Below are 26,379 nucleotides of genomic sequence, written 5' to 3'. Positions count from 1 at the left end.
GTCGTACGAGGAGCGCTTGGCGCTGATCAGCCCGGGCGTCCCGGGGCGCTGTCCGGCCTGCGACGGCCTCGGCTACATCGACAGCATCGACATCGGCCACCGCTACCAGATCCAGCACTGCAAGGACTGCGCGCACCGCTGGGAGTACCTCTTCGACCCCGATGGCACCGTCGTGGGCCTCACCGAGCTCGACGATGCCGGCCGCCCCGTGGCCCGCTCCCGGGTCCGCCCCCTGCGCGCCGCACCCGCCGCGGCCGAGGAGCCGGCCGAGGGCGACGACGAACCCGACGTGATCCTCGACCTGCGCGACGACGCCCCGGCCGAGACCGCCCCGGCCGAGTCGGACGTCGTCGAACCGGACGGCGTGGACGCCCCTGCGCTCGAAGACGACGGGGGCACCGCGGCGGGCGGCGAGCCCGGGCAGCTCAGCCCCGGGGAGTGGCTCCGCCGCTCCGTGCAGCGCTGAGCAGCGAGGTCAGCTCCGGGCCGCGGCGATCGCGTCCCACACCCGCTCGGGCGTGCACGGCATGTCCACGTGGCGGACGCCGAGCGGGGACAGCGCGTCGCACACCGCGGACTGCACGGCCGGGGTCGACCCGATCGTGCCCGATTCGCCGATGCCCTTCGCGCCGAGCGGGTTGAGGGGCGTGGCCGTCTCCATGCTGACCAGCTCGAAGCTCGGCAGCTCGGCCGCCGAGATCATCGTGTAGTCGGCGAGGTTGGCCGTCTGGGGGTTGCCGTCCTCGTCGTAGCGGACCCACTCGTAGAGCGCCTGGGCCACGCCCTGGGCGATGCCGCCGTGGCGCTGGCCTTCGACGAGCATCGGGTTGAGGATCGTGCCGGCGTCGTCGCAGGTGATCATGCGCTGCAGGCGGACCAGGCCCGTCTCGGTGTCGACCTCGACCACCGCGACGTGGGCACCGAAGGGGAACGTGGGGCTGTCGGCCTTGAAGTCCGTCTCGGCCTCGAGGCCGCCCTCGCCGGCCGCGGCGGCCACGTCGGCCCAGGACCGCGACACCGCCGGTGTGCCCTGCACGTGGAAGGCGCCTCCGGCGCGGTCGAGCTCGATGTCGGCCGGGTCGGCCTCGAGCAGGTCGGCGGCGATCTCGCGCGCCTTGTCGAGCACCTGCCCCGAGGCCTGGAAGATCGCCGAGCCGCCGAGCTGGAGGGATCGGGACCCGAACGTGCCGACGCCGCGGGCGACCTCGTCGGTGTCGCCGTGCTTGATCGTGACCTGCTCCATCGGGATGCCGAGGGTGTCGGTGACGAGCATGGCGAAGCTGGTGTCGTGGCCCTGGCCGTGCGCGCTGGAGCCGGTGTACGCGGTGGCCGACCCGTCGGGGTGGACCACGACGCGACCGAACTCCTCCCCCGCCTGCGGCCCGGCGGTGACCTCGACGTACACGGACACGCCGATGCCGAGCTGCACCGGGTCGCCGGCGTCGCGCCGGCGGGACTGCTCGGCCCGGAGCTCGGTGTAGCCGGCGGCCTCGAGGGCGAGGTCGAGGCTGCGCTCGTAGTCGCCGACGTCGTAGACCGCGTCGGTGGGGGTCGTGTGGGGGAAGTCGTCGGAGGCGATGAGGTTGCGCCGGCGGACCTCGGCGGCGTCCATGCCGAGCTCGCCGGCGTAGAGGTCCATGGCCCGCTCGATGGCGGCGGTGGCCTCCGGCCGGCCGGCGCCGCGGTAGGCGACGATGGGCGTGGTGTTGGTGAGCACCGAGCGAGCGTTGAACTGCACGTTCGGGATGTCGTAGACGCCGCTGGCCATCACCCGGGTCATGAACGGGAGGAACGCGCCGAGCGCGGCGTAGGCGCCGGCGTCCTGGGTGAGGTTGAGGCGGTAGGCCGTGACCTTGCCGTCGCGCGTGCCGCCCAGCTTGATGGACTGCCACTGGCCCCGGCCCTGGCCCATCGCCACCATGTTCTCCGAGCGCGTCTCGGTCCAGCGGACGGGGCGGCCGACCTGGCGGGACAGCCAGCCGAGCAGCACCTCCTCGGGGTAGGCCCCGATCTTGGGGCCGAAGCCACCGCCGACGTCGGGTGCGACGACGCGCACGCCGGCCTCGTCGAGGCCGTAGACGGCCTGGAGCGTGGCCTTGACCCCGTGGGGCGCCTGGGTGGATCCGAAGTGGACGAGCCGGTCGCCGTCCCAGGTGGCGGCGGCCGAGCGGACCTCGAGCGGGCAGCCGGCCACGCGCTGGTTGAGGAAGTCGTGCTCGATGACGACCTCGCAACCCTCGAAGGCGGCGTCGTCCTCGCCGAAGAGGAGCTCGATGGCGGCGTTGGTCCCGGACTCCTCGAACAGCAGGGTGTCGCCCGAGAGCGCGTCCTCGGGCGTGAGCACGGCGGGGAGGAAGTCGATGTCGGCCCAGACCAGCTCGGCCGCGTCGGCAGCGGCGGTGGGCGTCTCGGCCACGATGGCGGCGATGGCCTCGCCGACGAAGCGGACCTTGCCCTGGGCCAGCGCGGGCTGGGCGTGCTGGGGGTTGAGCAGCGGCACGGCGAGGGGCATCGACGGCAGGTCACCCAGGTCCTCGCCGGTGAAGACCGCCACCACGCCGGGGGCGTTGCGGGCTTCGTCGACGTCGATGCCGACGATGGTGCCGTGGGCCGCCATCGAGCGGACGTAGGCCACGTGGAGGGCGCCGTCCAGGAGGGGGTCGCGGACGTCGGCGACGTAGGTCCCCCCGACGGTGAGGAACTTGGGGTCCTCGCTGCGCAGGACCCGGTTGCCAAGGATGCTCATCGGTACCCCTCCCTGCCCCCGAGCGGGGCAGCACGTCGACGTGGGGGGAACCTAGTCGCGGGCGGTGGCGCCGCCGGACGGCGCGGACCCCTCGGGGGCCGTCGGCTCCAGGAGCGCCCCGAAGGGCCACAGCGCGGGCAGCTCGACGGGCTGCTCCGGCGCGGGGAGCACGGCGTAGGCCTCCTCACCGGGGCGGACCAGGCCGTACTGGGAGCGGGCGATCTCCTCGATCTGGCCGTCGGAGTCCAGCTCGGCGACGCGCTGCTCGAGCGCGCTCCGCTCGGCCTGGAGCTCTCGCAGCTCGACGCTGGTCTCGGCCAGCGCGGCGCGCTGGTCGAGCCAGGTGCGGGTCGGGAAGACGTACACGGCCAGCGCGGCGATGGTGACCACCGCGGCGGTGGCGAGCAGGAGCGGCCGGATCCACCGCCCGATGCCGGACGGGAGGTGCGGACGCCGGAGCCCGGCGCGGGACGCTGTGGTGGCTGCGGTCACCGGGGTTGCACGCCCGGGGGCAGCGCGTCCCAGCCCCGGTAGCGGGCCGTGTCGCCGAGCAGCGACTCGATGCGCAGGAGCTGGTTGTACTTCGCCACCCGGTCCGAGCGGGCCGGGGCGCCGGTCTTGATCTGGCCGCAGTTCGTGGCCACGGCGAGGTCGGCGATGGTGGTGTCCTCGGTCTCCCCGGAGCGGTGCGACATCACGGCGGTGTAGCCGCTGCGGATGGCCAGCCCGACGGTGTCGAGGGTCTCGGTGAGCGAGCCGATCTGGTTGACCTTGATGAGGATCGAGTTGGCGACGCCGAGCTCGATGCCCCGGGCGAGGCGGGTGGAGTTGGTGACGAAGAGGTCGTCGCCGACGAGCTGGCACCGGTCGCCGATCGAGGCGGTGAGCGCGGCCCAGCCGTCCCAGTCCTCCTCGTCGAGGCCGTCCTCGATGGAGACGATCGGGTACTTGTCGACCCAGCTCGACAGGTACTCGGCCAGACCCTCGCCCGACAGCGTCCGACCCTCGCCCTCGAGGTGGTACTCCCCGTCCCGGAAGATCTCCGAGTTCGCCGGGTCGAGCGCGATGGCGATGTCCTGGCCCGGCGTGCGGCCGGCCTTCTCGATCGCCTCGACCAGCAGCTGCACGGCCTCCTCGTTGGAGCCGAGGTCGGGGGCGAAGCCGCCCTCGTCGCCGACGGCGGTGCTGAGGCCCCGGTCGTGGAGGATCCCCTTGAGAGCGTGGTAGGTCTCCACGCCCCAGCGCAGCGCCTCGGAGAAGCTGGCTGCGCCGAGGGGCATCACCATGAACTCCTGGAAGTCCACGTTGTTGTCGGCGTGGGCCCCGCCGTTGAGCACGTTCATCATCGGCGCGGGCAGGACGTGCGCGTTGGCGCCGCCGACGTAGCGGAACAGGGGCAGGCCGCGCTCCTCGGCCGCGGCACGGGCCACGGCGAGGGAGACCCCGAGGATGGCGTTCGCGCCGAGGCGGGCCTTGTTGTCGCTGCCGTCCAGGTCGAGCATGGCCTGGTCGACGCCGCGCTGGTCGGCGGCCTCCAGCCCGAGGACGGCGTCGGCGATCTCGCCGTTCACGTTGTCCACCGCGTCCAGGACGCCCTTGCCGCCGAAGCGGTCGCCGCCGTCGCGCAGCTCGACGGCCTCGAACTGGCCGGTGGACGCGCCCGAGGGGACGATGGCCCGGCCGGTCGCGCCCGACTCGAGCTCGACCTCGACCTCGACGGTCGGGTTGCCACGGGAGTCGAGGACCTCACGGCCCTCCACGTGTTCGATGCTCGTCATGTGCTCTCTCGCCGGTCGGGTGCGCGTGTTGGACCTGTTGCTGGTGTGGGGAACGTTACCGCTGGGGAAATGGACTCGGAAGGATCACGACCGGATGTCCGCCCCGGGCCCGGACGTAGGATCCCCGCCGGTGACCACGGCCGACTCCCTGCTGGACGAGCTGGACGCCGTCGCCGGGTCGTTCGCGCTGCACCTGCGCACCCGGGACGTCGCACGGGGCGTCGACGTCCTGCGTCAGGTCGCCGATGCCGTCCGCAGCACCGTGCGCGACGGGGTGGTCCCCCTTCGCACGTCGCCGGTCGCTCCCCTGCCCGACGGCCCGATCGTGCGCCTCGACGACCTGCCCACCGACCCGCTCACCCGCCGGCGCGTGGCCGACATCGTGGACGACCTGGTCGCCGAGGCCGGCTTCGAGCGCGGCGCCGCTGTCCTGTGCGAGGTGGACGGCCTGGCCGATCTCGACGACTGCCCCCGCGCCGTCGTGCTGCGCCTCTTCCCGAGCCCGCGGGGCAGGGCCGGCCACCTCCCCGCCGGCTGGATCGACCTCGCCGCCGAGTGGGTGTTCGGCGACCAGGACCCCGAGACCGTGGTCCGGCTCCGGGTGCTCGGCGTCGAGGCGTCGGTGATGGTCAAGGAGGCAGCGGGCATCCTGCACGGCTGCGCCCGAGCCCGCGCGTGGTGCGACGTCGTCACCGGCGACGTGGCCGGGCGCGTGCGCACGGCCTCGATCACCTTCGGCGTCGCCCCCCACGTCGCCGTGGCGGCGGGTGGGCCGCGCTGCGACGACGCCGGGCTGCTCGCCCGCTTCGAGCTCCTGGCCGACGTGGCGCGCGACCACGCCGCAGCCGCATCGCACGGACGGGCCGAGGACCGCGTCGCGTACGCCTGCCTCGACTTCGAGGACACCTTCGGCGGCCTCGGCACCGGCCTGTCGAGCGCGCCGTGGGCCGACGAGTCGGGGGCGTCGCCGAACCGGGTGGCCGGCCGCCTGGTGGATCGACGGATCCCCGAGGTGTTCGCCTTCCAGGTGCTCGGCCCCGGTCACGTGGCGGCGCTCGGCGACGAGGGCCGGGACCTGCGCCCCATCGGCGACGACCGGTGGGAGCTGGCGCTGGGCGAACCGGAGGACTGGCTGCCGGCGACGGCGCTGCGCGACGAGGTCCGGCGCGAAGGCTGGCAGCTGCTCGCGCCGCTGCTCGTGCGCGACGCCGACCTCGACGACGAGCTGGCCGACGCAGGCGCCTCTGCCGACCCGACCGCCCCAGCCGGCGCCGGGGCCGGTGATGAGGCATGGGCCACCGGGCTGCCCGATCTGTCGACGATCGTGATCGAGCCGCACTCCCACCCACGTCGGGGCAGCCGGCTCTCCGTGCTGGAGCTGGCCGCCTGGCTGGCGGGCGAGCCGCACTCCGACGATCCGGCGAACGTCGCGCCGGTGCTGCGCGTCTACGCGCGGGAGCTGGCCGCCGGCATCGATGACCCGCTGCGCCAGACCCTGCGGGACCGGGCGTCCCGCCTGGCGGCGACCGGTCGCGCCGACGCCGCCATCGAGCAGCGGCGCTCGTGGGTGCTGGCCGACCGGCTGCTGCGCCTCCACGCATCGACGTGGTTGGGCGCCGCGGGCCTCAGCGAGTCGGCCGATCGCCTCCGCACGCTGGAGTCGATCGCCACCGACACCCAGCTGGTGCGGGGCGTGCACCTGCTCGGCAACGCCATCGGCACCGCCAGCCGGCGCCTCGAGACCACCCGCGCCATCGCCGGCGAGCGCGCCGACCTCGTGGATGCCCTGGCCTGGGAGATCTGGGAGGACGTCTGCCAGCGCTCGGGCGGGGCCGCCATCGCCGAGGCCGTGGTCCACGGGGTGCCCGGCTCGTTGACCTTCGCCACCGACCAGCGGGTGATGGAGCTCTCGCGGGATCCGGACCACCGCGTCGAGGTCGAGACCTCGACGCGCGGGCTCGGCGACGAGGTCTGGTCCACGGCGCTGGCCGAGGTCGCGGCGACGGCGTGGCGCACCGGCTGGGCGGCGGCGGAGGCCTTCGTGCACCACGAGTCCACGTTCTCGGTGCGGACCACGCTGCGCCGCACCCTCCAGGAGATCCTGGCCGACGACGACGACATCGCCCTCGACATGCTGCTCGACGACATCGACACGACCGCCCGCGACACCATCGCCCGGCTGCTGCTCGTGGGCGACGACGAGAGCGACTACTGGGACAAGGCGATGGCGGCGTGCGCCACCGTCGACGGCGGGCAGGACTGGTTGCGGGCCGTGGAGGAGACCCGGGCGGTGCTCGGCCCCTCGCTGTGCGACGAGGCCATCCAGATGGCTCGGGACCAGGTCGGCGAGTGGGCCGCCCGGGCGCCGGAGCTGGTCAGCCGCGCCGTCGTGGCGTCGGTGACGCGCGAGGCGTGCAGCATCGCCGGTCGCGGGGTCATCGCGCGGGTCGCCGCCGAGGCCCTCGCCAGGGGTGCGAGCGAGGCCGAGGCCGAGGCCGCGGCGCTGGACGCGGTGGCGGCGCTGACCGGCACCCTCGGCGAGGACGCCGTCGCCGTGCTCGACGAGCTGGTCGAGCTCGACCGGTAGGCGTCAGCCCTCGTCGGCTGCCTCGAGCTCCATGGCCGCGTCGCGGAGCCGGTCGGTGGCGGCGCGCAGCGCGGCCTCGGCGTCGATGCCCCGGGCCCGAGCGTGGGCCACCAGGGCGAGCAGCGCGGCGCCGAGCTCACCGTCGGGGTGGACGGCGGCGGGGTCGGCCGGTGCGGGCACCGGCGCGCCGAGTCGCTCGGCCTTCGACAGCACCTTGTGGGCGTAGAGCAGCGACGGCAGGGCCTTGGGGATGCCCTCCATCACCGAACCCCGACCCTTCTCCGCCCGCTTGATCTCCTCCCAGGTCCGGGTGATCGAACCGTGGTCGTCGGCGGCGTCGCCGAACACGTGGGGGTGGCGCCGGTGGAGCTTGTCGTGGATGCCCCGGGCCACGTCGGCCAGGGTGAACGCCCCGGACTCGGCTGCGATCGTGGCGTGGAACACGACCTGGAAGAGCAGGTCGCCCAGCTCCTCCTCGAGGTGCTCGACGCCGTCGCCCGTCTCCGGGTCGTAGGCCCCGATGGCCTCCACGACCTCGTAGGTCTCCTCCACCACGTACCGGGTGAGGCTGGCATGCGTCTGCTCCCGGTCCCACGGGCACTGCTCGCGCAGCGTGCGCACCAGCTCGGTGAAGCGCACGAGCTCGGCGGCGACCGGTGTGCCGACCGCCGGGATGAACACGGAGGTGAGGTGGTCGGCCTCGACGGCGCGGTCGAGGTCGGCCCAGGCCACCTCGACCACGTGCTGGTCGGGCAGACCGAGGCGCTGCAGGACGACGGCGGACTCGGGCTCGTCGTCCTCGAAGGCCAGCTTCAGGTCCGAGAGCACGTGGTTGGCGTGGCAGTGGGCGACCAGGAGCGGGCCGGTCGCACCCGCGGCATCGATGGCGAAGCGGTGGCCGTCGACGAGCCGGACACCGGCCTCGACCGGATCGACGCCGAGGTGCGCCCAGGCGAGGTCCAGGAAGGACATGCCCGGCACGAGCTCGACCTCGATGCGCTCGTCGACCAGCAGGGCGGCGACCGCACGCTCGAGGACGTGGGGCGAGCCGGGCACGGCGTAGGCGACCTCGCCGTGGCGAGCGGCCGCGGCGACGAGGTCCTCGACGATGGAGGCGTAGACGTCGTCGAAGGTGGCGGCGGATTCGTAGTGGTGGTCGAAGGACGGGTCCGCCGACCACGGTCCGGCCGCCGGGTGGCGGTGGGTGCGGAGGAACCGGACGGGCGCGGCGGCGAGCCGGGCGGCGGCGCCGACGGTGGTGAGGTCGGGGCCGGCCGGGCCGAGGCCGACCACCGCGATGCGGGGCCGGGCCGACCGGGGGGCCGGGCCAGCCACGGCTCAGGCTCCGGTGAGCGGGGCCGGGCGGGGGCCGACCGGACCGACGACCTGGACGATGCCGCCCTGCAGCACCTCGGTGGTGCCGAACTTCGGGTTCACCGACACCTCGGGGGCCTCGACGCCGAGCTGGAGGGGGAACGGCAGCCGCTCCTGGAAGGCGAGGTCGGTGGCGAGGCGCCGACGGAACTCGTCGGGGTACTCGCCGAAGATCCGCTGGCCGTCGGGGCTGGTGAACTGCTGGTCGAGCTGGGCGAGGATGCCGTCGATCTCGCCGTCGTCCGGATCGGCGAGCGCTTCGCCGCTGACACCGGCGGCGGCGAGGTCGACCTCGTTGTCGGCGGCGAGGTCGCGTGCGTCGGCCAGCATGGTGCGGGCCTGCTCGGAGACGATGCGGTGGGAGAGCACGAAGGACACCAACGCCGAGGCCCGGCGGCCCTCGCTGCCGATGTCGGGCACGCCGATGGCCTGGAGCATGGCCGGGTTCGCCGCCCAGTCCTCGACCTCGGCGGCGAGGTCGCTGCTCGAGATGGTGGTGTCGCCGACCGTGGCCGCCGGGGTGCCGCCGATGGTGGGGCCACCGAGCTCGCCGTCACCGGCGCAGGCGCCGGCGACCAGGCTCAGCGCGAGCAGCGCCAGGGCGGGCAGGAGGCGGGGGCGGCGGGTGGTGCGCACGATCGCCGATGCTAGGAGCCGCGCCGAGCTCCGGGTGAACCGCTACTCCGGCGGGAGGAGGTGGCGCAGGAAGGTGACGAGGTCGGCGGTCGGGTCCGAGCCCTTGGCCATCGGGACCTCGAGCAGGCCGGTGTCGGGCTTGTGGATCGCCTTGGGGGCGATGCGCTTGAGACGGGTCTGCTGGCTGGCCTTGAGCGGGACCGGGCTGAGGCGGGCCTTGTACGCCGGACCCATGAACCCGTCGCCGGTGACGACGGTGACCTCGGTGACGCCCACGCGGTGGCACTCGGCGCGCAGCCGCGCCACCGACAGCAGGGCCTTGGCCGGATCGGGGATCGGCCCGTAGCGGTCCTCCCACTCCCGGGCGATGTCGTCCACCTCGGCGTCGGTCGTGACGGCGGCGAGGCGCCGGTAGGCCTCGAGGCGCAGCTCCTCGCGCTCGACGTAGGCGGGCGGCAGGTGGGCGGGCTCGAGGGTCTCGATCTTGACCTCGGCCGGCTCGCGCACCGGCTCGCCCTTCAGCTCGGCGACCGCCTCGGTGACCATCTGGCAGTAGAGGTCGTAGCCGACGGCGGCGATGTGGCCGGACTGCCCGGTGCCGAGCAGGTTGCCGGCACCGCGGATCTCGAGGTCGCGCATGGCGATCTTGAACCCCGAGCCCAGCTCGGTGGACTCGCCGATGGTGCGGAGCCGCTCGTAGGCCTCCTCCGACAGCACCATGTCCTGGGGGTGGAAGAGGTAGGCGTAGGCCCGGCTGCCGGAGCGTCCGACGCGCCCGCGGATCTGGTGGAGCTGACCGAGGCCGAGCAGGTCGGCGCGCTCGACCACCAGCGTGTTCACCGTCGGCATGTCGATGCCGGACTCGATGATCGTGGTGCAGACGAGGACGTCGAAGCGGCCCTCCCAGAAGTCGATGACCACCTGCTCGAGGGTGCCCTCGTCCATCTGGCCGTGCGCCACCGCGATGCGCGCCTCGGGCACGATCTCGCGCAGCTCCTCGGCCTTCTGGTCGATGTCGCGCACCCGGTTGTGGACGTAGAAGACCTGGCCCTCGCGGAGCAGCTCGCGGCGGATCGCCTCGGCCACGGCCCGCTCGTCGAACTCCCCGACGTAGGTGAGGATCGGCTGGCGGTCGGCCGGCGGCGTCTCGAGCAGGCTCATGTCGCGGATGCCGGTGAGGCTCATCTCGAGCGTGCGCGGGATGGGCGTGGCGGTGAGGGTGAGCACGTCGACGTCGTGCTTGAACTCCTTGATCCGCTCCTTGTGCTTCACGCCGAAGCGCTGCTCCTCGTCGACCACGAGCAGGCCGAGGTCGTGGAAGGAGACGTCCTTGTTCAGCAGGCGGTGCGTGCCGACCACGATGTCGACCGCACCCGTGCGGCAGCCCTCCATGACCGCCTTGGCCTGGCCGGCGGTGAGGAAGCGCGACAGCACCTCGACCCGCACCGGGTAGTCGGCGAAGCGCTCGGAGAACGTCTGGAAGTGCTGCTGGGCGAGCAGCGTGGTGGGCACGAGCACGGCGACCTGCTTGCCGTCCTGGACAGCCTTGAACACGGCCCGGAGCGCGACCTCGGTCTTGCCGAAGCCGACGTCGCCGACGACGAGGCGGTCCATCGGTGCCTCGATCTCCATGTCGCCCTTGATCTCCTCGACCGCGCGGAGCTGGTCCGGCGTGGGCTCGTAGGGGAACGCGTCCTCGAACTGCTGCTGCCAGGGGGTGTCCCCCGCGAACGCGTGGCCGCCGGCGGCCAGGCGCTTCTGGTAGAGCACCACCAGCTCCTGGGCGATCTCGTTGACCACGCTGCGGACGCGGGCCTTGGTCTTGGACCAGGCGTCGCCCCCGAGGCGGGTGAGCGAGGGCGCGTCGCCACCGGTGTAGTGGCGGACGGCGTCGATCTGGTCCGACGGCACGTAGAGCTTGTCGCCGTCGCGGTACTCGAGCAGGAGGTAGTCGCGCTCCACACCGCCGATCGCCCGCTTGACCATGCCGCCGTAGCGGGCGACGCCGTGCTGGTGGTGCACCACGTGGTCGCCGGCCTGGAGGTCGTCGAAGAACTTCTGGGCGTCGCGGCGGCGGCGCTTGGCCTTGCGGTGGCTGCGCCGGCGACCGGTGAGGTCGGACTCGGCCAGCAGCGCCAGGCGGACGCCCGGCAGGATGCAGCCCCGCTCCAGCGGTGCGACGACGATCTCGGCCTCGACCCCGGCCTCGGAGACGAGCTCGCGCAGGCGGGCGGCGGAGCCCTCACCGTCGGCGGCGATGACGATGCGGTAGCCGTCGGCGCGAAGGTCGCGGAGCTGGGTCCGCCGACGGTCCTCGTCGCCGGACGCGACCTGGAACGTCATCGCCTGCACGGTCGGCGTGTCCGGACCCTCGGGCGAGGTGGTCAGGTGCCAGGTGGCGGCGGTGGCGTGCGACAGCACCCGCTCGAAGGGCAGGTGCAGCGGCGGGAAGTCGTGGGCCTCCCCGTCGGACACCGCACCCCACGTCTTGGCCAGGGTCTGGGCCAGGTCGGCCTCCTCGGCGAGGAAGTCCGCGGCCCGGTCGCGCATGCGGCGGGGCTCGACCAGCAGGATCTGGGCGTCCTCGGGCAGCAGGTCGGCCAGCACCCGCTCCTCCGGCGCCAGCCAGGGCAGCCAGGACTCCATGCCGTCGAAGAGCTGGCCCTCGGCGATGCGCTCCCACTGCTCCCGGCCCCAGGGCTCGCGGGCGACGAGGCCCTCGGCCCGCTCCCGGACTGCCGCCGTGGGCAGCAGCTCGCGACAGGGCAGGATCTCGACCGCGTCGACGTCGTCGGTGGTGCGCTGGTCGGTGACCGAGAACTCGGTGAGGCGATCGACCTCGTCGCCCCACAGGTCGATGCGCACGGGGCGGTCGGCGGTGGCGGGGAACACATCCACGATGGAGCCGCGGACGGCGACCTCGCCGCGGTGCTCGACCTGGTACTCGCGCCGGTAGCCGAACTCGACGAGGCTGGTGACCAGCCCCTCGATGTCGACCTCGTCGCCCTTGGCGATGCAGACGGGCTCGATGTCCTCGACGCCGGGTGCGAGGCGCTGGATCAGCGCCCGCACGGACGTGACCACCACGTCGGGCAGCTGCGCGGGATCGTCGCGTCCGGCGCCGAGGCGGTGGAGGGTCTTGAGCCGGCGGCCCATGGTCTCGATGGCGGGGCTGACCCGCTCGAAGGGCAGGGTCTCCCAAGCCGGGAAGTGCTCGACGGCGTCGGTACCGAGCAGCGCCTGCAGGTCGTTCACGAGGCGTTCGGCGTCGGCCGTGGCCGCGGTGGCGACCACGATGGGGCGCCGCGTGGAGCGGGCCGCCAGGCCGGCGACCACCAGGGCGCGCGCCGGTTCCGGCACCGCCAGCACCGCGTCCTTGCGGCCGAGCACGGCCAGCAGCCCGGGCTCGTCCCGGGCGACGGTGGGGAGGTGCCGCAGGTCGTCCGTGGGGGCGAGCGACGGGGCGGCAGTCACTCGCCCGAGGCTATCCGGGCCGACGAGCGACTCATTCCCTGCGGTTGTAGCGCTCCATGGCTCGCTCGATGCCGTCGGCGAGGATCACCTCGACGGCGTCGGCGGCCTCGGCGATGCACACGTCGAGCTCCTCGCGCTCGCGCTTGCCCGGCTTGCGCAGCACGTGGTCGGCGCCCTGCTGGCTGCTCGGCGGCTTGTCCACGCCGATGCGGATGCGAAGGAACTCGTCGGTCTGCAGGTTGGCCTTGATCGAGCGCAGGCCCTTGTTGCCGGCCAGGCCGCCCCCGGCCTTCACCTTGAGCCGGCCGACCGGCAGGTCCAGCTCGTCGTGGACGACCACGACCTTGCGGGGGTCGTCGATGCCGTGGCGCAGCACCAGGGCTCGGGCGGCTCGGCCCGCCTCGTTGTAGTACGTGGTGGGGAACGCCACGACGAGGCGCCGCATCGTGGGCGCCGGTCGCAGCTCGGCGACCTCGGCGTGCTCCTTGCGCGAGTGCGCGAGGCGCTCGCCGTTGCGGTCGGCCAGCAGCGCGACGCAGTCGGCGCCCACGTTGTGGCGGGTGCGTGCGTACTGGAGCCCGGGGTTGCCGAGGCCGATCACCAACAGGTCGGCGGGGGTGCCCCGCCGGTCGGCAGCCTCGGCGAACGGGCTGCTCAGGCTTCCTCGCCGCCCTCGTCGGCAGAGGCCTCGGCGTCGTCGCCGCCTTCGGCCTCGGCGCCGTCCTCGCCCTCGGCGGCCTCGCCCTCCGTGGGCTCGTCCACGTCGCCGGCGACCTCTTCGACGTCGGCCAGCAGCTCCTCTTCGGACATGGGCACCGACGCGACGACGACGGCGTCCTCGGGATCGGTGAGCAGCTCGACACCGTCGGGCAGCTCGATCTGGCCGGCCCGGATGGGCTCGTCCACCGTGAGGGAGCTCAGGTCGACCAGGAACTCGTTCGGGATGGTGCCCGGCTTGGCCGAGACCTCCAGCATGAACAGGTTCTGGTCGATGACCAGGCCCTTGAGGTGGTCGTCGTCGCTGTCGGCGAGCACGATCGGCACGTCGACGTCGATGGTCTTGTTGACGTCGATGAGGATGAAGTCGACGTGGGTGACGTCACGGCGCACCGGGTGGCGCTGCATGTCGTAGACCATCGTCAGCTTCTTCTCGCCGTCGACGTCGAGGTCGATGAGGGCGTTCATGCCGGCATCGGTGACCAGGGCGGCACGCAGCTCGCTCCACTCCACGGCGATGGGCTTGGGCTCGGTGTCGAGGCCGTAGACGACCGCGGGGATCTTGCCCTCGGCGCGGAGGCGGCGCGAGGAGCGGGAGCCGGTGGGGCGCCCGGTCTCGGCCGTGAGGATGATCTGGTCTGCTGCCATGGGTCTACCTACAAGTCGTGCGGAACCGAACGGACGAGTGTACGGGGGTCCCCGAGTCCGGGCCAACTGCGGGATGCTGGCCTCAGGTCTGGTTCTTGCCGCCGAAGAGCTCGCTGACGCTGGTGTCCTCGAAGACGGCGTCGATGGCCTTGGCCAGGATCGGGGCGATCGAGTGGACCTCGAGCTTGTCGAACTGCTTGTCCGAGGGCAGCGGCAGCGTGTTCGTGGCGATGAGGCGCCCGATGCTGGAGTTCTTCACCCGGTCCACGGCGGGGCCGGACAGCACCGCGTGGGTGCAGGCGGCGTGGACCTCGGAGGCGCCGTGCTCCATGAGCTGCTCGGCGGCGGCGACCATGGTGCCGGCGGTGTCGATCATGTCGTCGATGAGCACGCAGCAGCGGCCTTCGACCTCGCCGACGACGTCCCGGGCCTCGACGGCGTTCTTGGCGCCCTTCACCCGGCGCTTGTGCACGATGGCCAGGTCGGCGTGGAGCTCGTTGGCGTACTGCTCGGCAACCTTCACCCGGCCGGCGTCGGGCGAGACCACGACGAGGTCCTCGCCGAGCTCCTTCATGGCCTGGATGAGCACGGGGCGGGCCTGCAGGTGGTCGACCGGGCCGTCGAAGAAGCCCTGGATCTGACCCGAGTGCAGGTCGATGGACACCAGGCGGTCGGCGCCGGCGGCGGTGAACATGTTGGCCACGAGCTTGGCCGTGATGGGCTCGCGGCCCTCGGCCTTCCGGTCCTGGCGGGCGTAGCCGTAGAACGGGCACACCGCGATGATCCGCTTCGCCGAGGCGCGGCGAGCGGCGTCGATCATGATCAGCTGCTCCATGATCGCGTCGTTGATCGTGAGACCCTCGACCGAGCTGTGGCTCTGGATGATGAAGACGTCGGCGCCACGCACGTTCTGACCCAGCTTGGAGTGGATCTCGCCGTTGGCGAACTCGGCGAGGTTGGCCTCGCCCAGCGGTTCACCCAGCAGCTCGGCGATCTCCTCGGCGAGGGGCAGGTGCGCCCGTCCCGACAGGAGGTGCAGCTTCTTCTTGGACACGAGCTCCATGGGGACTCCCTACCTCGGCGCGCCTGGGCCAGCATAGTGAGGGCCGGTCACCTCGCCCGCAGGGACCTCGTCGCCGGGTCCGAGCGCAGCCCACGGACCGACCACGGCGTCGTCGCCGATGCGGGCCCGCTCGGCGACGGTCTGGGACACCCGAGCCCGGTCCCCGACGACGGTGTCGGTGAGGTGCGCACCCGGTCCGACGTCGGCGCCCTCGCCGATCGTGCAGGCCCCGCGCAGCATCGTGGCCGGGTAGATCGTGACGTCGCGGCCGAGCTCGACGGTGGCGTCGACGTAGGTCTGGTCGGGGTCGACGAGGGTGACGCCGGCCCGCATCCAGGCGTGGTTGATGCGCTGGCGCAGCTCGGCCTCGGCGGCGGCGAGCTGGACCCGGTCGTTGATGCCGTGGGTCTCGTCGGCGTCGTCGGCGACGAGGGTCGTGACCCGGTGGCCGGCCTCGGCGAGCACGGCGACGACGTCGGTGAGGTACAGCTCGCCCTGGGCGTTGTCCGGCTGGATCCGGCGCAGGGCCGGCGACAGCAGGCTGCGGCGGAAGCAGAAGATGCCGGTGTTGATCTCGTCGATCTCGGCTTCCTCGGTCGTGGTGTCGGCCTGCTCGACGATGCGCTCGACGCGGTCGTCGCGGCCGCGCACGATGCGTCCGTAGCCGGTGGGGTCGGGCAGGCGCGCGGTGAGCACCGTGCACGCGGCGTCGCTGTCGCGGTGGTGCGCGACGAGGGCGGCGAGCGTGGACGGACGCAGCAGCGGGGTGTCGCCGGTGAGCACGAGCACGTCGTGGGGCTCGTCCCAGTCGTCGCTGAGCCCGGTGAGGCCGACGGACGTGGCGTCGCCGGTGCCGCGCTGCACGGTCTGCTCGACGAACTCGAGGGGGCGGTCGCCGGCGTCCTCGAGCAGGCGCTTGCTGACGGCCTCCCCGCCGTGGCCGATGACGACCGCCACGCGGTCGACGTCGCAGTCGACGAGGGCGTCGAGGACCCACAGCACCATGGGCTTGCCGACGAGCACGTGGAGGGGCTTGGGGCGCTCGGATCGCATCCGGGTGCCGTGGCCGGCAGCGAGCACGATGGCGGAGAGCGGTCGGTCCGGGGACTCGTCCATGCCGTGGGTCTATCGCACCGCCCTGAGGGAGCCGACGAATTCGCGAAGCGAATTCGTCATGCTGGCCGAAGGCCAGCCGTTCCCGGGGCAGGGCTCGAACCTGCAACATCCGGCTCCAAAGGCCGGCGTTCTGCCAGTTGAACTACCCGGGAGAGGGCCGGCAGCGTAGTTGGCTCCGGTGGGGTGGCCTCTCTACAGTCGGCAGCCTTATGGGTTCTCTCGTGAAGAAGCGCCGCAAGCGCATGCGTAAGAAGAAGCACCGCAAGATGCTGAAGCGCACCCGCTTCCAGCGTCGCGCTGCCGGCAAGTAGCACCGAACGATCGATCCGCCGTCCCACCGGGACGGCGCCTCGTCGACCGCCCCGAGCACCGCTCCGGGCGGTCGGTTCGCGTCAGGACTCGAATGCCGCCACGGTGCGGGCGACGACGCGCCCCGGTCCGGGGTGGGCGCCGGGCACGAACCAGGTCGAGCCGCTGCCGGCCAGGACGGGCACCTCGCCGGTGCGCTCGCCGAGCGCGTCCCGGAACCCGGCCAGGCGGGGCTCGACCCGGAGGGCAGCGGGTTCGAGGTCGTTGGGACCGTCCGCGGTCGGGCCGCCGAGGGCGTCCCACGCGGCGTAGACGGCCGCGGTGTCGCAGCCGAAGTCGGGTGTGGCCAGGGTGACGGTGTGCTCGATGAAGGGCAGCGGGTCGAGGACCTCGCCGATGCCCCGCACTCGGGCGCGGCCGCCGCGGGTGCAGAACGGCACGTCGGCACCGACCCGGGCGGCGAGCTCGAGGTCGTCGACGCCGGCCCAGCGGAACACGGCGGCCGCATCGGCGGACCCGCCGCCGAGGCCCCCGCCGTGGGGGATGCGCTTGTCGACGGTGACGTGGGCGGTCCGTCCCACCGCCCGGAGCGCCTTGGCCACCAGGTTGTCCTCACCGGCGGACAGGCCGGCTGCGGTCGGACCCGTGAGCGCGATGTGGGTCCGGTCGGCCGGGCGGAACGTCAGCTCATCGGCGATGTCGAGGCTGACCATCTCGGCGTCGATCAGGTGGTAGCCGTCGTCGCGCACGCCGGTGACACGCAGCGTCAGCGTCAGCTTCGCCGGGGCGACGATCGTGACCGGGCCGGTCATCGACCTTCGACGAGGAGCGACTGCGTGGCCCGACCGATGGGGCCGTCCTCGTCGAAGAGCAGGCTCTCGGCCAGGCCGACGCCCTCCGCCCCGAGGCGCGTCACGGCGTCGATGCACACCCACTCCCCCACGGGCAGGCGGTGCAGGTTCACGGTCAGATCCGGGTTGAGGAACAGGGCCTCGTCCATGTCGAACCACTTGGACACGCCGTTGCCGAAGTCGGCGGCGGCGATCACCCGCTCCAGCGGCGTCGACTCGCGCCCGTCGACCATCGAGACCGCGAGGCGGATCCAGTCGGTGGCCGGGCCCGGGTCCTCGAAGCGGCCGGCGACGACCCGGTGCTCCACGCCGTCGCGGGCGAACATCACCTGCTCGCCGTCCGCGATCTTCACGCCCCAGCCGCCGGAGGCCGGAGGCGGCGTCGCCACCTCGTCGGCGCGGGGCTGTTCGAAGGGGTGCCGGCGGATCGTGGCGAGCGTGGCGGCCAGGCACACCTTTCCGTCCGGGCCGGTGAGCGTCGCGTCGGCGATGCAGATCTTGCGGCCGGGCCGCCGCAGCGTGGTGTGCACGACGAGCTCGTCGAGGGGCACCGGCCGGAGCAGCTCGGCGGTGAACCGAGCCGGGAAGAACGACACCGTGGTGCCGTCGTCGCTGGTGAGCTCGTCGCGGGCGAAGGCCGCGACGACGTCCTCCAGCGCTCCGGCGACCAGCGCGCCGGGCGGGCCGCCGTGCAGCGCGTCGGGGTCCCACGGGCCGCGGGCGAGCTCGGTGGCCCGGAAGCGGTCGTGGTCGAGCTGCTCGAACAGCGAGGTGTCAGCCACGCGGCCGATCCTGCCAGTTCCGCCCGAGCGCGACACCACGACTGCCAGTTCGAGGAACCGTCAGGCCCCAGCCAGGCGGACCCAGTCGTCGAGGGCGAGCTCCTCGGCCCGGCGAGTCGGGTCGATGCCGGCCTGCTCCAGGGCCCCGGGTTCGATGTGGTCGACCAGGCTGCGCCGCAGCATCTTGCGGCGCTGGCCGAAGCCGGCGTCGACCAGGGCGAAGACCCGCTGGCGGAGCTGCTCGTCGCCGGGCGGGTCGTGGCGCTCGAAGGTGACGAAGGAGGAGTCGACCCGGGGCCGGGGGTGGAACACCGAGGCCGGGACCCGCCCGGCGACGCGGGCGTGGACCCACCACGCCGCCTTCACCGAGGGGATGCCGTAGGCGTCGTCGCCGGCGCGTGCGGCGATGCGCTCGGCGACCTCCCGCTGGACCAGCACGACGCCACCGGCGATCGCCGGCGCCTCCTGCAGGACCCGCAGGAAGATCGTGGTGCCGACGTTGTAGGGCAGGTTCGCCGCCAGGCGCCACCGCCGGCCCGGGGAGACGAGGTCGTCGAGGTCCACCTCGAGCGCGTCGGCCTCCACCACGCGGACCGGCGGGTCGGCGTCGGCCACGACCTCGCGGAGCACCGGCACCAGGTGGCGATCGAGCTCGACCGCGGTGACCTCGGCGCCGAGCTCGGCGAGGGCGAGGGTCAGCGACCCGAGCCCGGGTCCGATCTCCAGGACGGCGTCGCCGACCACGGCGCCGCTCGCGGCTGCGATCCGTCGCGACGTGTTGGGGTCGATGAGGAAGTTCTGGCCGAGGGCGCGGCTCGGCGTGATGCCGTGGTCGTCGAGGAGCGCCCGGATGCGCCCGGCACCGAGGGTCACGGAGCCGAGGTCGTCGTCGCAGCGGTGATGGGGACGGTCGAGGACGTGGTGGACGACGTCACGACCGAGATGCCCTTCGCCGGCCCGGTCTCCGGGCGGTCGAGCGGGACCACCACGGTGACGACGGCGCGCTTGGTGGCCGAGGTCGTCCCGTCGGGTTCGTCGTCGGCATCGGCGGTCAGGTTGTCGAGCAGCAGGAGCGGCACGGCGACCATCGTCGCCGCCACCGCGACCCACAGGCGCCGCCGATCGGGCGGTGCGGGGTTCTCGTCCTCCACGGCTCTCCTCCACGTCGGACGTGGTGACCGTACGGAACCCGGCCCCGTACAGCAACCTTGATGGCACGCCGTGTGCCAGAACCCGGGGTTCAGGCCAGGCGGTAGCAGCGCTCGGCGTTGCGCCAGGTCGCCTCGGCGACGACGGCCAGGTCGTGCCCGGAGGCGTCGGCCAGGCCGGCGCCGACCAGCGGCACCCAGCCCGGTTCGTTGGTGCGGCCCCGCTTGGGCACCGGGGCGAGGTAGGGGCTGTCGGTCTCCACCAGCATCCGGTCGAGCGGGCAGCGCGCCGCTGCGGCACGCACATCGTGCGCGCTCGGGAACGTGACGATGCCGGAGAACGACAGGAAGGCGCCGCGGGCCAGGCACTCGTCGGCTTCGTCGGCGCCGCCGGTGAAGCAGTGGAACACGGTGCGCGCCGGGACCCCCTCGGCATCGAGGACCTCGAAGGTCTCGGCCCAGGCCTCCCGGGTGTGGATCACGAGCGCCTTGTCGTGGGCGTGGGCCAGGGCGATCTGGGCGGCGAAGACGTCGCGCTGGGCGTCGCGGGGCGAGTGGTCGTAGTGGAAGTCGAACCCGCACTCCCCCACCGCCACGCACGACGGGTCGGACAGCAGCTCCTCGATGCCGTCGACGCCGTGGCGAGCCTCGTGGGGGTGGACGCCGGCGGTGGCCCAGACGCCGTCGTGCGCAGTCGCGAGCGCCACCGCCGCGCGCGACGACGCCAGGTCGGTGCCGACGTGGACCAACCGCTCGACCCCCGCGGCGCGCGCCGCGGCGAGCACCTCGTCCACGGAGCCGTCGTCGGGGAGGTGGCAGTGGTCGTCGGTCCAGCGGAGCTCGCCGGGCACGGCGTCAGGCCTTGATCCGAGGGAAGAGCGGATCGCCCTTCTCGACGGCGAGGCCACCCGGGTACTGGCCCCAGGCCCCCGCGTCGGGGAGGCGCTGGTCCTCCGGCGAGCCGGGGAGGCCGATGCGCCGCCAGATCTCCTGGCACGACGCCGGCACCGCCGGGGACGCCAGGATCGTCACGATGCGCAGCGCCTCGAGCGCGTCGCCCATGATCCGCTCGACCTCCGGACCCGGCTCCATCTTCCAGGGCTCGTTGGACTCGAGGTGGGCGTTGGTCTCCTTGATGAGCCGCCAGGTGGCATCCAGGGCCACCGACGGCTGGATCCGATCCCACGCCGCGGCCGTGTCTGCGTAGGCGTCGGCGGCAACGGCCGCCAGCGGGCTGTCCGGGTCGGGGGCCGGCCCGATGCCGTCGCACTTCTTGGCGACCACCGTGGCGACCCGCGACAGCAGGTTGCCGAGGTTGTTGGCCAGGTCCGAGTTGTACCGGGCGACCATGGCCTCGTAGCTGAAGTCGCCGTCGGGGCCGAAGGGCTGGTCGTGCAGGAAGTGGTGACGGAAGCCGTCGACGCCGAAGTCCTCGACCAGCCGGGCCGGCGCGATGTCGGTGAGCTTGGCCTGCCCGTGCACCGTCTTGGACAGCTTCTCGCCGCCGAGCAGCAGCCAGCCGTGCACCAGCACGTGCTTGGGCGGCTCCAGTCCGGCGGCCATGAGCATGGCCGGCCAGTACACGCAGTGGAACCGGATGATCTCCTTGCCGATGATGTGGTGCACCGCCGGCCACCAGGTGCGGAACCGCTCGTCGTCGGTGCCGTAGCCGATGGCGGTGGCGTAGTTGATGAGCGCGTCGTACCAGACGTAGAAGACGTGACCCTCGGCCCAGGGGACCGGCACCCCCCAGTCCAGGCTGGTGCGGGTGATGGAGACGTCGTCGAGGCCCTGGCGCAGGAAGCCGAGGACCTCGTTGCGCTTGCCCACCGGTTGGATGGCCTCGGGGTCGGACTCGATCCAGTCGATGAGGCGCTGCTCGTAGCGGCTGAGACGGAAGAAGTAGTTCTCCTCGCGCAGGCGCTCGACCGGCTTGTTGTGGATCGGGCACATCCCGTCGACCAGCTCACCCTCGGCGTAGTACGCCTCGCACGACACGCAGTACGGGCCCTCGTAGGTGTCGAGCTCGATGTCGCCGTTGTCGTGGATCTGCTGGAGCATCGCCTGCACGGCGGCGTGGTGGCGGGGCTCGGTGGTGCGGATGAAGTCGTCGTTGCTGATGCCGAGCAGCTCCCACGCCTCGGCGAAGCGACCCGCGTTGCGGTCCGCCTGCTCCTGGGGGGTGATGCCGGCCTCGGTGGCCGACTGGGCCACCTTCAGGCCGTGCTCGTCGGTCCCCGTGAGGAAGTAGGTGTCGTCGCCCACCAGCCGGTGCCAGCGAGCCAGCGCATCGGCGATGACGGTCGTGTAGGCGTGGCCGATGTGGGGGGCGTCGTTGACGTAGTAGATCGGCGTCGTGACGTAGAAGCGGCCGGGCATGGGGGCCGATCCTACGGGGGGCGGCACCGATCCACCGAGGGCGATGCCAAGACCGGAAATAATCGGGGCTAAATTGGGTTGAAGAGGGGGACCCCAATCAAAGGATCCCCCTCATGTCCAGACTCCCCCGACACCTCGTCGTGCGGCTGCCCTTCCTCGTCGCCGGCTTCGCGTCGTTCGTCTTCTCCGTGTACCTCTACTTCGTCGCCGACGAGACGACCGCCGGCATCTTCGTCGGCCTCTGGGTGCCCTCCATCCACTCCCTCGGCACCCTCCTGCTCACGCCGGTCCACGCGGACGCTCGCGGCCTCGCCGAGGCGGTGCAGTCATGAGCGAGACCGTGCTGTTCGTCGTCGGTTCCGTGATCTTCGCGATCACCGTCTACGGCGCCGTCGTGGCCGGCGGGCTCGCCCTCACGAAGAGCTCGATCATCGAGAACCCGCAGTACCGGCGGCGGGTGCCGGACGACCAGGTCGCTGACGGCCACCTCCCCACCGACTCCAAGTTCTGATCCCGGGCCCGGTCGGCTGACCTACCCGGTGACCGCGCCGGCGATGAGCTCGGCGATGGCGATCCGGCCCGCGGCGGACAGGTGGAGCATGTCCTCGGCGTACTCCGGGTGGGCGGCGATCAGCGGCGCCCACTCGGCCACCACGATCTGGGGCCAGCGACCCGCCGCAGCCCGGATCTGGCTGTTGATCTCGACCCGGGACGGCCACTTCTCGGCCACCGTCAGCCAGACGACCCGGTCGACGCCGTCGAGCACCCGCATCGCCTCGTCGATCTGCGCGCCGAAGGACCCCTCGCTCTCGAGGTGGTTGTTCCCCTGCTGGATGACGGCGACGGCACCGATCTCCGATCGTCGGGCCCGAAGCACCTCGATGGCCTGCGGGAGCCGCCTGCTGCCGACGGCGTCGAACACGACGTGCCACCCGGGGAGGGCGGCCGGCACCGTCTCGCTCGCGCCGAGCAGGGCGGAGTCGCCGAGCACGAACACCGACCGCCCCGCCGTCGACGGAGGACGCGCCGTCGTCGGTGAGGCCGTGGTCGGCGGGATCGTGCTCGGCGGGACCGTAGCCGGTGCCGTCGTCGTGGACGGGACCGGCTGCTCGGTGGTGCTCGGCGCGTCGACGGTCGTCGACGTGGTGGCGGTCGTGGTGGATCCGACGTCGGCGGTCTCCGTGGTCGGGCTCGTGCCGCACCCGGCGACGAGGGCGAGGCCCGCCACCAGCACGCCGACCCTTCGAGCTGCTCTCATCGGTCCAGCCTCCAGTCGTTGCGGATCTCGTCGAGCACCACGGCGGCGAGGCGGTCACCACCGGCTCGGGAGAGGTGGATCCCGTCGCTCTGGCGGACCGACGTCGGACCGCTCCCGTCGTCGAGGTGCGATGCGTAGGCGCCGTCGACCGAGAGGACCGACCAGGCGTCCACGTAGGTGACGTGCTCCCGCAGCGCTGCCTCCGACGCGTAGATCTCGTTCAGCGCGGCCATCCGGGCCGAGAACGAATCGGACCGCATCACGGGCTGGCCCACCCAGTAGGTGTCCGCGCCCCCGGCGGCGAGCGCATCCATGACCCACGCGACCCGCCACCGGTACTCGTCGAGCCACGCCTGCGTGCCGAACGGCTCGGATCCGGTGGGCAGGACCATGCCCTGGGCGTCGTTCGCCCCGAACATGACCACCACCGCGTCGAGCGGGCCGGAGGCCAGCAGCTCGGTGACCCGACCGGGCCAGTCGAAGTAGTCGGGCCGGGTCAGCCCGGTGGACACCCGGTACTCGAGGGTCGTCTCGACCCGATCGTCGCCGGCCGCGCCGTTCACGATGGACTGGCCGAGGACCTGCATCATCGAGTCGCCGAGCACCGCCACCTGCAGCGGGGCGCTCGCGGTCGGCGTGCGGCGCGCCGGCACGGTCGTCGACGTCGAGCTCGACGTGGACGTGGACGACCCGGTGGGGTCGGTGCCCGGGACGTCGCTCTCGACGGGGGGCCGGGCGGGCGGAGGGGCCGGCCGCTCGATCACGCTGCCTCCCGGGTCCGGCGTGCCGAGGAGCGACTCCGCCCAGCGACGCGGGCGGTTCAGGCGGCTCGCGTCCGCGACCTCCTGCGGGACGGCGGCGAGGTCGACCAGCACGTCCCGCTCCCACCCGACGGTCTGGCGCGCAGCTGTGCGCTGCAGCTCGTCTGCGTTGAGCAGGGCGCCCAGCACCAGCGCGACCGCAGCGACGACGAAGGGCCGCCACGCACCACGGGAGCGGGGCGCACCGTCCGGGGGTGCCTCGTCGGGCGGGAGCGTCGGGGTGGGGGTGGTGAGCGCCATCAGAAGCCGAAGTAGATGAACGGAGCGACGCCCGCGGGGCCCAGCACGTCCACGACGGTGAGGGCGCCGGCGAGGCCGACGGCCTGGGGGACCGGCCCGGTGCGCCCCGCCCAGGCCTGGACCCGCTCGGCGACGGCCGGGGCCCGGACGAGCTGCAGGCCGTAGATCCCGACGACGGTGAGGGCGGCGAGCGCGGTGATCTGCCCCGTGGCGAGCGGGCCGGTCGCGATCCGGTGCAGCATCGCCCACGCCGCGCTCATCGACTCGGCCCGGAAGAACAGCCAGGCGAGCGACACGACCTGCAGCGTCACGACGTGGCGCAGGACGCGCCGACCCAGGGTGTCCGGCGGTCGGCCGATCCCGAGGCGGCGACGGCGCAGGCGATCGGCCCGCTCGGCGACGAGGGCGAGACCGTGGATGCCGCCGAACACCACGAAGGTCCAGGCCGCGCCGTGCCACAGACCTGCCGCCAGCATGATCAGCAGGGGCAGGAGCGGCCCGATGATGCGGTGGCGCCCGTACCGCAGACCGAGCGGCGTGAAGAGGAAGTCCCGCAGCCACCGGGTGAGCGTCATGTGCCACCGGGTCCAGAACTCCTGCACGCTGGCCGCCCGGTAGGGGGCGTCGAAGTTCTCCGGCAGGTGGAACCCCAGCAGGCCGGCGACGCCGCGGGCGATGTCGGTGTAGCCGCTGAAGTCCACGTAGATGAGGGCGCCGTACGCGTAGACGGCGAAGAGGACCTCGGTGGCCGAGAACGCAGCGGGCGACGCGAAGGCTTCGTCCACGACCGAGGAGGCCAGGTAGCTGGCGAGCACGACCTTCTTGAAGAGCCCCCGCAGGACCAGGGCGAACGACGCGCCGGGGTCGGTGGCCCTCGGGACGCGGTCCAGCTGGGGGATCAGCTCGCTGGCCCGGGTGATGGGACCGGACACGACGGTGGCGAAGAAGCTGAGCCAGACGGCCTCGTCGAGGAGCGGGGCGGGCACGGTGACGCCCCGGTGCACCTCCACCAGGTAGCTGATCGCCTGGAACGTGAGGAACGAGATGCCGAGCGGGAGAGCCACCTGCAGCAGCGGCACCGATGCCTGCACGCCGAGCAGGTCGAGGGTGCCGACGACGGACTCGGCGAAGAAGTCGTAGTACTTGAACGTGCCGAGCAGCGCGAGGTCGGCCCCGATGCCGAGCACCAACGCCAATCGTCGCCCGCCTGCCGTCGGCGACCACGCGACCCCGCGCGCGGCGACGTGGTTGATGCCGATCATCGACCACACCAGGGCCAGCCACCGCCAGTCCCACGAGGCGTAGAAGGCCCAGCTCGCGCCGAGCAGCACGACCCGGCGCGCCACCGGTCGGTCCCGGACGCCGAGCAGCACACCCCACGTCACCATGAAGAACAGGGCGAAGCGGATCGTGGGGAAGAGCACGCTCAGGTCCCGTCCCTCACCGGCCTCGAGCCTTCGAGGATCTTCGCCACGATCTCATCGGCGTCATCGGCACCTGCCGGCCCCACCTCCACGACCGTCGCGCCCGCCTGCCGGTGGGCGTCCAGCACGGCGGCGCACCGGGGGTCGTCGCGTCCGAGGGCGTGGACGATCACATCGGCACCTGCCGCCAGCGGGCAGGTGCCGCCTTCGAGGACGGGGCACGGCACGTTGGTCGGCCGGACGGAGGGTCCCGGGCAGCGCAGCAGCGGCACGCCGGCCTCGGCGAGCTTGGTCGTCAGCCGCCACCGGCCACCCGTCGCCTCGAGCAGGACCCTCGGGTGCGCGGACCCGGCCGGCCACGACGGCGCCGCACCGTGAGCTCCGACCACGAGGGTGGTGACGCACGGATCGCCGCTCTCGGCCACGGCGCACCCGCGAGCGCGCAGCAGGGCGAGCATCGGCCGGTTCTGGGCCAGGACCTCGGCGCGGAGGCTCGGGATGCCGGAGGCATCGGCGACCCGCAGGAGCGCGTCGAGGAGGAACGGCCCGAGCCAGCCACGCCAGCGGCGATCCACGGTCAGGGCCAGCTCGGCGTCGCCGTCGGGCAGGCGGGCGTACTCGGCCTCGGCGATGATCTCGGATCCGTCCGGACCGGAGAGCTCGGCGACCAGGAGCCGGCCGACCGTCGGCGGGCGGGTCAGGATGCCGGTCACGAACTCCTCGTCCGGGTGGAATCCGGAGAAGAAGCGCCGGTGCCGGTCGTCCGGGGTCAGGCGCTCGAACAGCGCCACCAGCCCGGGGACGTCGGTGGGGCGGGCCGGGCGGACCACGACGGTGCGTTCGTCGGGCAGCTGGACCGCGACGGGGAGCACGGCCGGCCCGTCGGTTCCTGCGTCCATGGTGCTCCTCGGTCTCGCTTCACGACCAGGGGACCCCGCCGCCGGTCCCGGGCGCCAGAGCCGAACGTCCATCGGTCGTACCGCACCGACCGGGACCTTCTCCCCTATGACCTGCCACCCGCCTGGCGC

General features: G+C 73.0%; 25 protein-coding genes and 1 tRNA gene. 5 read left to right on the top strand and 21 right to left on the bottom strand.

The genetic code is table 11. The features are described 5' to 3' along the window. Positions 1-16 precede the first annotated feature (16 nt). Complete coding sequence (locus RGQ06_RS12065) at positions 17-466, top strand: hypothetical protein (RefSeq protein WP_432430377.1); 450 nt, start codon at positions 17-19, stop codon at positions 464-466. Positions 467-475: 9 nt separating this feature from the next. Here RGQ06_RS12065 and RGQ06_RS12060 read toward each other — a convergent pair whose 3' ends face one another. From RGQ06_RS12060 to eno, 3 genes are read right to left on the bottom strand one after another with little or no spacing between them, the layout of a single operon-like run. Then, positions 476-2,746, bottom strand: coding sequence for a xanthine dehydrogenase family protein molybdopterin-binding subunit (locus RGQ06_RS12060; protein WP_432430376.1), 2,271 nt, complete (start codon positions 2,744-2,746; stop codon positions 476-478). A gap of 51 nt (positions 2,747-2,797) precedes the next feature. Further along, a complete protein-coding gene (locus RGQ06_RS12055; protein WP_432430375.1) occupies positions 2,798-3,238 on the bottom strand; it encodes an FtsB family cell division protein in 441 nt (146 codons plus the stop codon). Then, entirely contained in the window at positions 3,235-4,524 is a 1,290-nt protein-coding gene (eno, locus tag RGQ06_RS12050) for a phosphopyruvate hydratase (RefSeq protein ID WP_432430374.1), read from the bottom strand. Before eno ends, RGQ06_RS12055 begins: the two co-directional genes overlap by 4 nt. 130 nt (positions 4,525-4,654) lie before the next feature. On the opposite strand from eno, the gene RGQ06_RS12045 reads away from it, so the two are divergent. Beyond that, positions 4,655-7,111 (top strand): hypothetical protein, encoded by a 2,457-nt coding sequence (locus tag RGQ06_RS12045; protein ID WP_432430373.1) that lies wholly within the window; start codon positions 4,655-4,657, stop codon positions 7,109-7,111. A gap of 3 nt (positions 7,112-7,114) precedes the next feature. On the opposite strand, the gene RGQ06_RS12040 is transcribed toward RGQ06_RS12045, so the two are convergent. From RGQ06_RS12040 to RGQ06_RS12005, 8 genes are all read right to left on the bottom strand, one after another. Then, the gene (locus RGQ06_RS12040; RefSeq protein ID WP_432430372.1) at positions 7,115-8,446 is read right to left on the bottom strand and encodes a MazG nucleotide pyrophosphohydrolase domain-containing protein; all 1,332 of its coding nucleotides are present in this window, start codon (positions 8,444-8,446) and stop codon (positions 7,115-7,117) included. A 3-nt stretch (positions 8,447-8,449) separates the two neighbouring features. Continuing rightward, positions 8,450-9,121 (bottom strand): hypothetical protein, encoded by a 672-nt coding sequence (locus tag RGQ06_RS12035; protein ID WP_432430371.1) that lies wholly within the window; start codon positions 9,119-9,121, stop codon positions 8,450-8,452. Positions 9,122-9,163: 42 nt separating this feature from the next. Beyond that, on the bottom strand, positions 9,164-12,595 hold the full coding sequence (mfd, locus tag RGQ06_RS12030) for a transcription-repair coupling factor (RefSeq protein ID WP_432430370.1): 3,432 nt from the start codon (positions 12,593-12,595) through the stop codon (positions 9,164-9,166). A 31-nt stretch (positions 12,596-12,626) separates the two neighbouring features. Beyond that, positions 12,627-13,196, bottom strand: a complete 570-nt coding sequence (gene pth, locus RGQ06_RS12025) for an aminoacyl-tRNA hydrolase (RefSeq protein WP_432430369.1) — start codon at positions 13,194-13,196, stop codon at positions 12,627-12,629. Between the two features lie 53 nt (positions 13,197-13,249). Continuing rightward, complete coding sequence (locus tag RGQ06_RS12020; protein ID WP_432430368.1) at positions 13,250-13,960, bottom strand: 50S ribosomal protein L25; 711 nt, start codon at positions 13,958-13,960, stop codon at positions 13,250-13,252. An 82-nt stretch (positions 13,961-14,042) separates the two neighbouring features. Then, entirely contained in the window at positions 14,043-15,023 is a 981-nt protein-coding gene (locus RGQ06_RS12015) for a ribose-phosphate diphosphokinase (protein ID WP_432430367.1), read from the bottom strand. Positions 15,024-15,032: 9 nt separating this feature from the next. Continuing rightward, the gene (locus RGQ06_RS12010) at positions 15,033-16,139 is read right to left on the bottom strand and encodes a bifunctional UDP-N-acetylglucosamine diphosphorylase/glucosamine-1-phosphate N-acetyltransferase GlmU (RefSeq protein ID WP_432430366.1); all 1,107 of its coding nucleotides are present in this window, start codon (positions 16,137-16,139) and stop codon (positions 15,033-15,035) included. A 79-nt stretch (positions 16,140-16,218) separates the two neighbouring features. Continuing rightward, positions 16,219-16,291 (bottom strand) — tRNA-Gln (locus RGQ06_RS12005). Positions 16,292-16,348: 57 nt separating this feature from the next. Here RGQ06_RS12005 and RGQ06_RS12000 point away from each other — a divergent pair. Then, positions 16,349-16,450: a 30S ribosomal protein bS22 gene (locus tag RGQ06_RS12000; protein WP_432430365.1), complete on the top strand. Its 102-nt coding sequence runs from the start codon at positions 16,349-16,351 to the stop codon at positions 16,448-16,450. Positions 16,451-16,531: 81 nt separating this feature from the next. Here the strand turns inward: RGQ06_RS12000 and RGQ06_RS11995 are convergent, their stop codons facing one another. From RGQ06_RS11995 to metG, 6 genes are all read right to left on the bottom strand, one after another. After that, positions 16,532-17,260, bottom strand: coding sequence for a 4-(cytidine 5'-diphospho)-2-C-methyl-D-erythritol kinase (locus RGQ06_RS11995; RefSeq protein ID WP_432430364.1), 729 nt, complete (start codon positions 17,258-17,260; stop codon positions 16,532-16,534). Next, positions 17,257-18,081, bottom strand: a complete 825-nt coding sequence (locus RGQ06_RS11990) for a thioesterase family protein (protein WP_432430363.1) — start codon at positions 18,079-18,081, stop codon at positions 17,257-17,259. Before RGQ06_RS11990 ends, RGQ06_RS11995 begins: the two co-directional genes overlap by 4 nt. Positions 18,082-18,141: 60 nt before the next feature. Beyond that, entirely contained in the window at positions 18,142-18,954 is an 813-nt protein-coding gene (gene rsmA / locus RGQ06_RS11985) for a 16S rRNA (adenine(1518)-N(6)/adenine(1519)-N(6))-dimethyltransferase RsmA (RefSeq protein WP_432430362.1), read from the bottom strand. Continuing rightward, positions 18,951-19,232 carry a hypothetical protein gene (locus RGQ06_RS11980; RefSeq protein ID WP_432430361.1) on the bottom strand — a complete coding sequence of 94 codons (282 nt, stop codon included), beginning with the start codon at positions 19,230-19,232 and terminating at the stop codon, positions 18,951-18,953. Before RGQ06_RS11980 ends, rsmA begins: the two co-directional genes overlap by 4 nt. Positions 19,233-19,321: 89 nt before the next feature. Next, on the bottom strand, positions 19,322-20,080 hold the full coding sequence (locus RGQ06_RS11975) for a TatD family hydrolase (protein WP_432430360.1): 759 nt from the start codon (positions 20,078-20,080) through the stop codon (positions 19,322-19,324). A gap of 4 nt (positions 20,081-20,084) precedes the next feature. After that, positions 20,085-21,608, bottom strand: coding sequence for a methionine--tRNA ligase (gene metG, locus RGQ06_RS11970; protein WP_432430359.1), 1,524 nt, complete (start codon positions 21,606-21,608; stop codon positions 20,085-20,087). 113 nt (positions 21,609-21,721) lie between these two features. On the opposite strand from metG, the gene RGQ06_RS11965 reads away from it, so the two are divergent. Then, the gene (locus RGQ06_RS11965; protein ID WP_432430358.1) at positions 21,722-21,940 is read left to right on the top strand and encodes a hypothetical protein; all 219 of its coding nucleotides are present in this window, start codon (positions 21,722-21,724) and stop codon (positions 21,938-21,940) included. Next, positions 21,937-22,119 (top strand): hypothetical protein, encoded by a 183-nt coding sequence (locus RGQ06_RS11960; protein ID WP_432430357.1) that lies wholly within the window; start codon positions 21,937-21,939, stop codon positions 22,117-22,119. The genes RGQ06_RS11965 and RGQ06_RS11960 overlap by 4 nt, the downstream gene beginning before the upstream one ends. A gap of 21 nt (positions 22,120-22,140) precedes the next feature. Here the strand turns inward: RGQ06_RS11960 and RGQ06_RS11955 are convergent, their stop codons facing one another. From RGQ06_RS11955 to RGQ06_RS11940, 4 genes are read right to left on the bottom strand one after another with little or no spacing between them, the layout of a single operon-like run. After that, positions 22,141-22,866, bottom strand: coding sequence for a hypothetical protein (locus RGQ06_RS11955; RefSeq protein WP_432430356.1), 726 nt, complete (start codon positions 22,864-22,866; stop codon positions 22,141-22,143). After that, on the bottom strand, positions 22,863-23,927 hold the full coding sequence (locus RGQ06_RS11950) for an SGNH/GDSL hydrolase family protein (protein ID WP_432430355.1): 1,065 nt from the start codon (positions 23,925-23,927) through the stop codon (positions 22,863-22,865). The genes RGQ06_RS11955 and RGQ06_RS11950 overlap by 4 nt, the downstream gene beginning before the upstream one ends. Then, positions 23,927-25,351 carry an MBOAT family O-acyltransferase gene (locus RGQ06_RS11945; protein WP_432430354.1) on the bottom strand — a complete coding sequence of 475 codons (1,425 nt, stop codon included), beginning with the start codon at positions 25,349-25,351 and terminating at the stop codon, positions 23,927-23,929. The genes RGQ06_RS11950 and RGQ06_RS11945 overlap by 1 nt, the downstream gene beginning before the upstream one ends. Before the next feature lie 2 nt (positions 25,352-25,353). Next, positions 25,354-26,250, bottom strand: a complete 897-nt coding sequence (locus RGQ06_RS11940) for a GNAT family N-acetyltransferase (protein WP_432430353.1) — start codon at positions 26,248-26,250, stop codon at positions 25,354-25,356. Positions 26,251-26,379: the final 129 nt, after the last annotated feature.

Source organism: Salinilacustrithrix flava (genome assembly GCF_041228405.1).
GTDB lineage: Bacteria > Actinomycetota > Acidimicrobiia > Acidimicrobiales > Salinilacustritrichaceae > Salinilacustrithrix > Salinilacustrithrix flava.
Note: the sequence above shows the minus strand (reverse complement) of the source record. Positions and strands in the feature narration are given on the sequence as shown.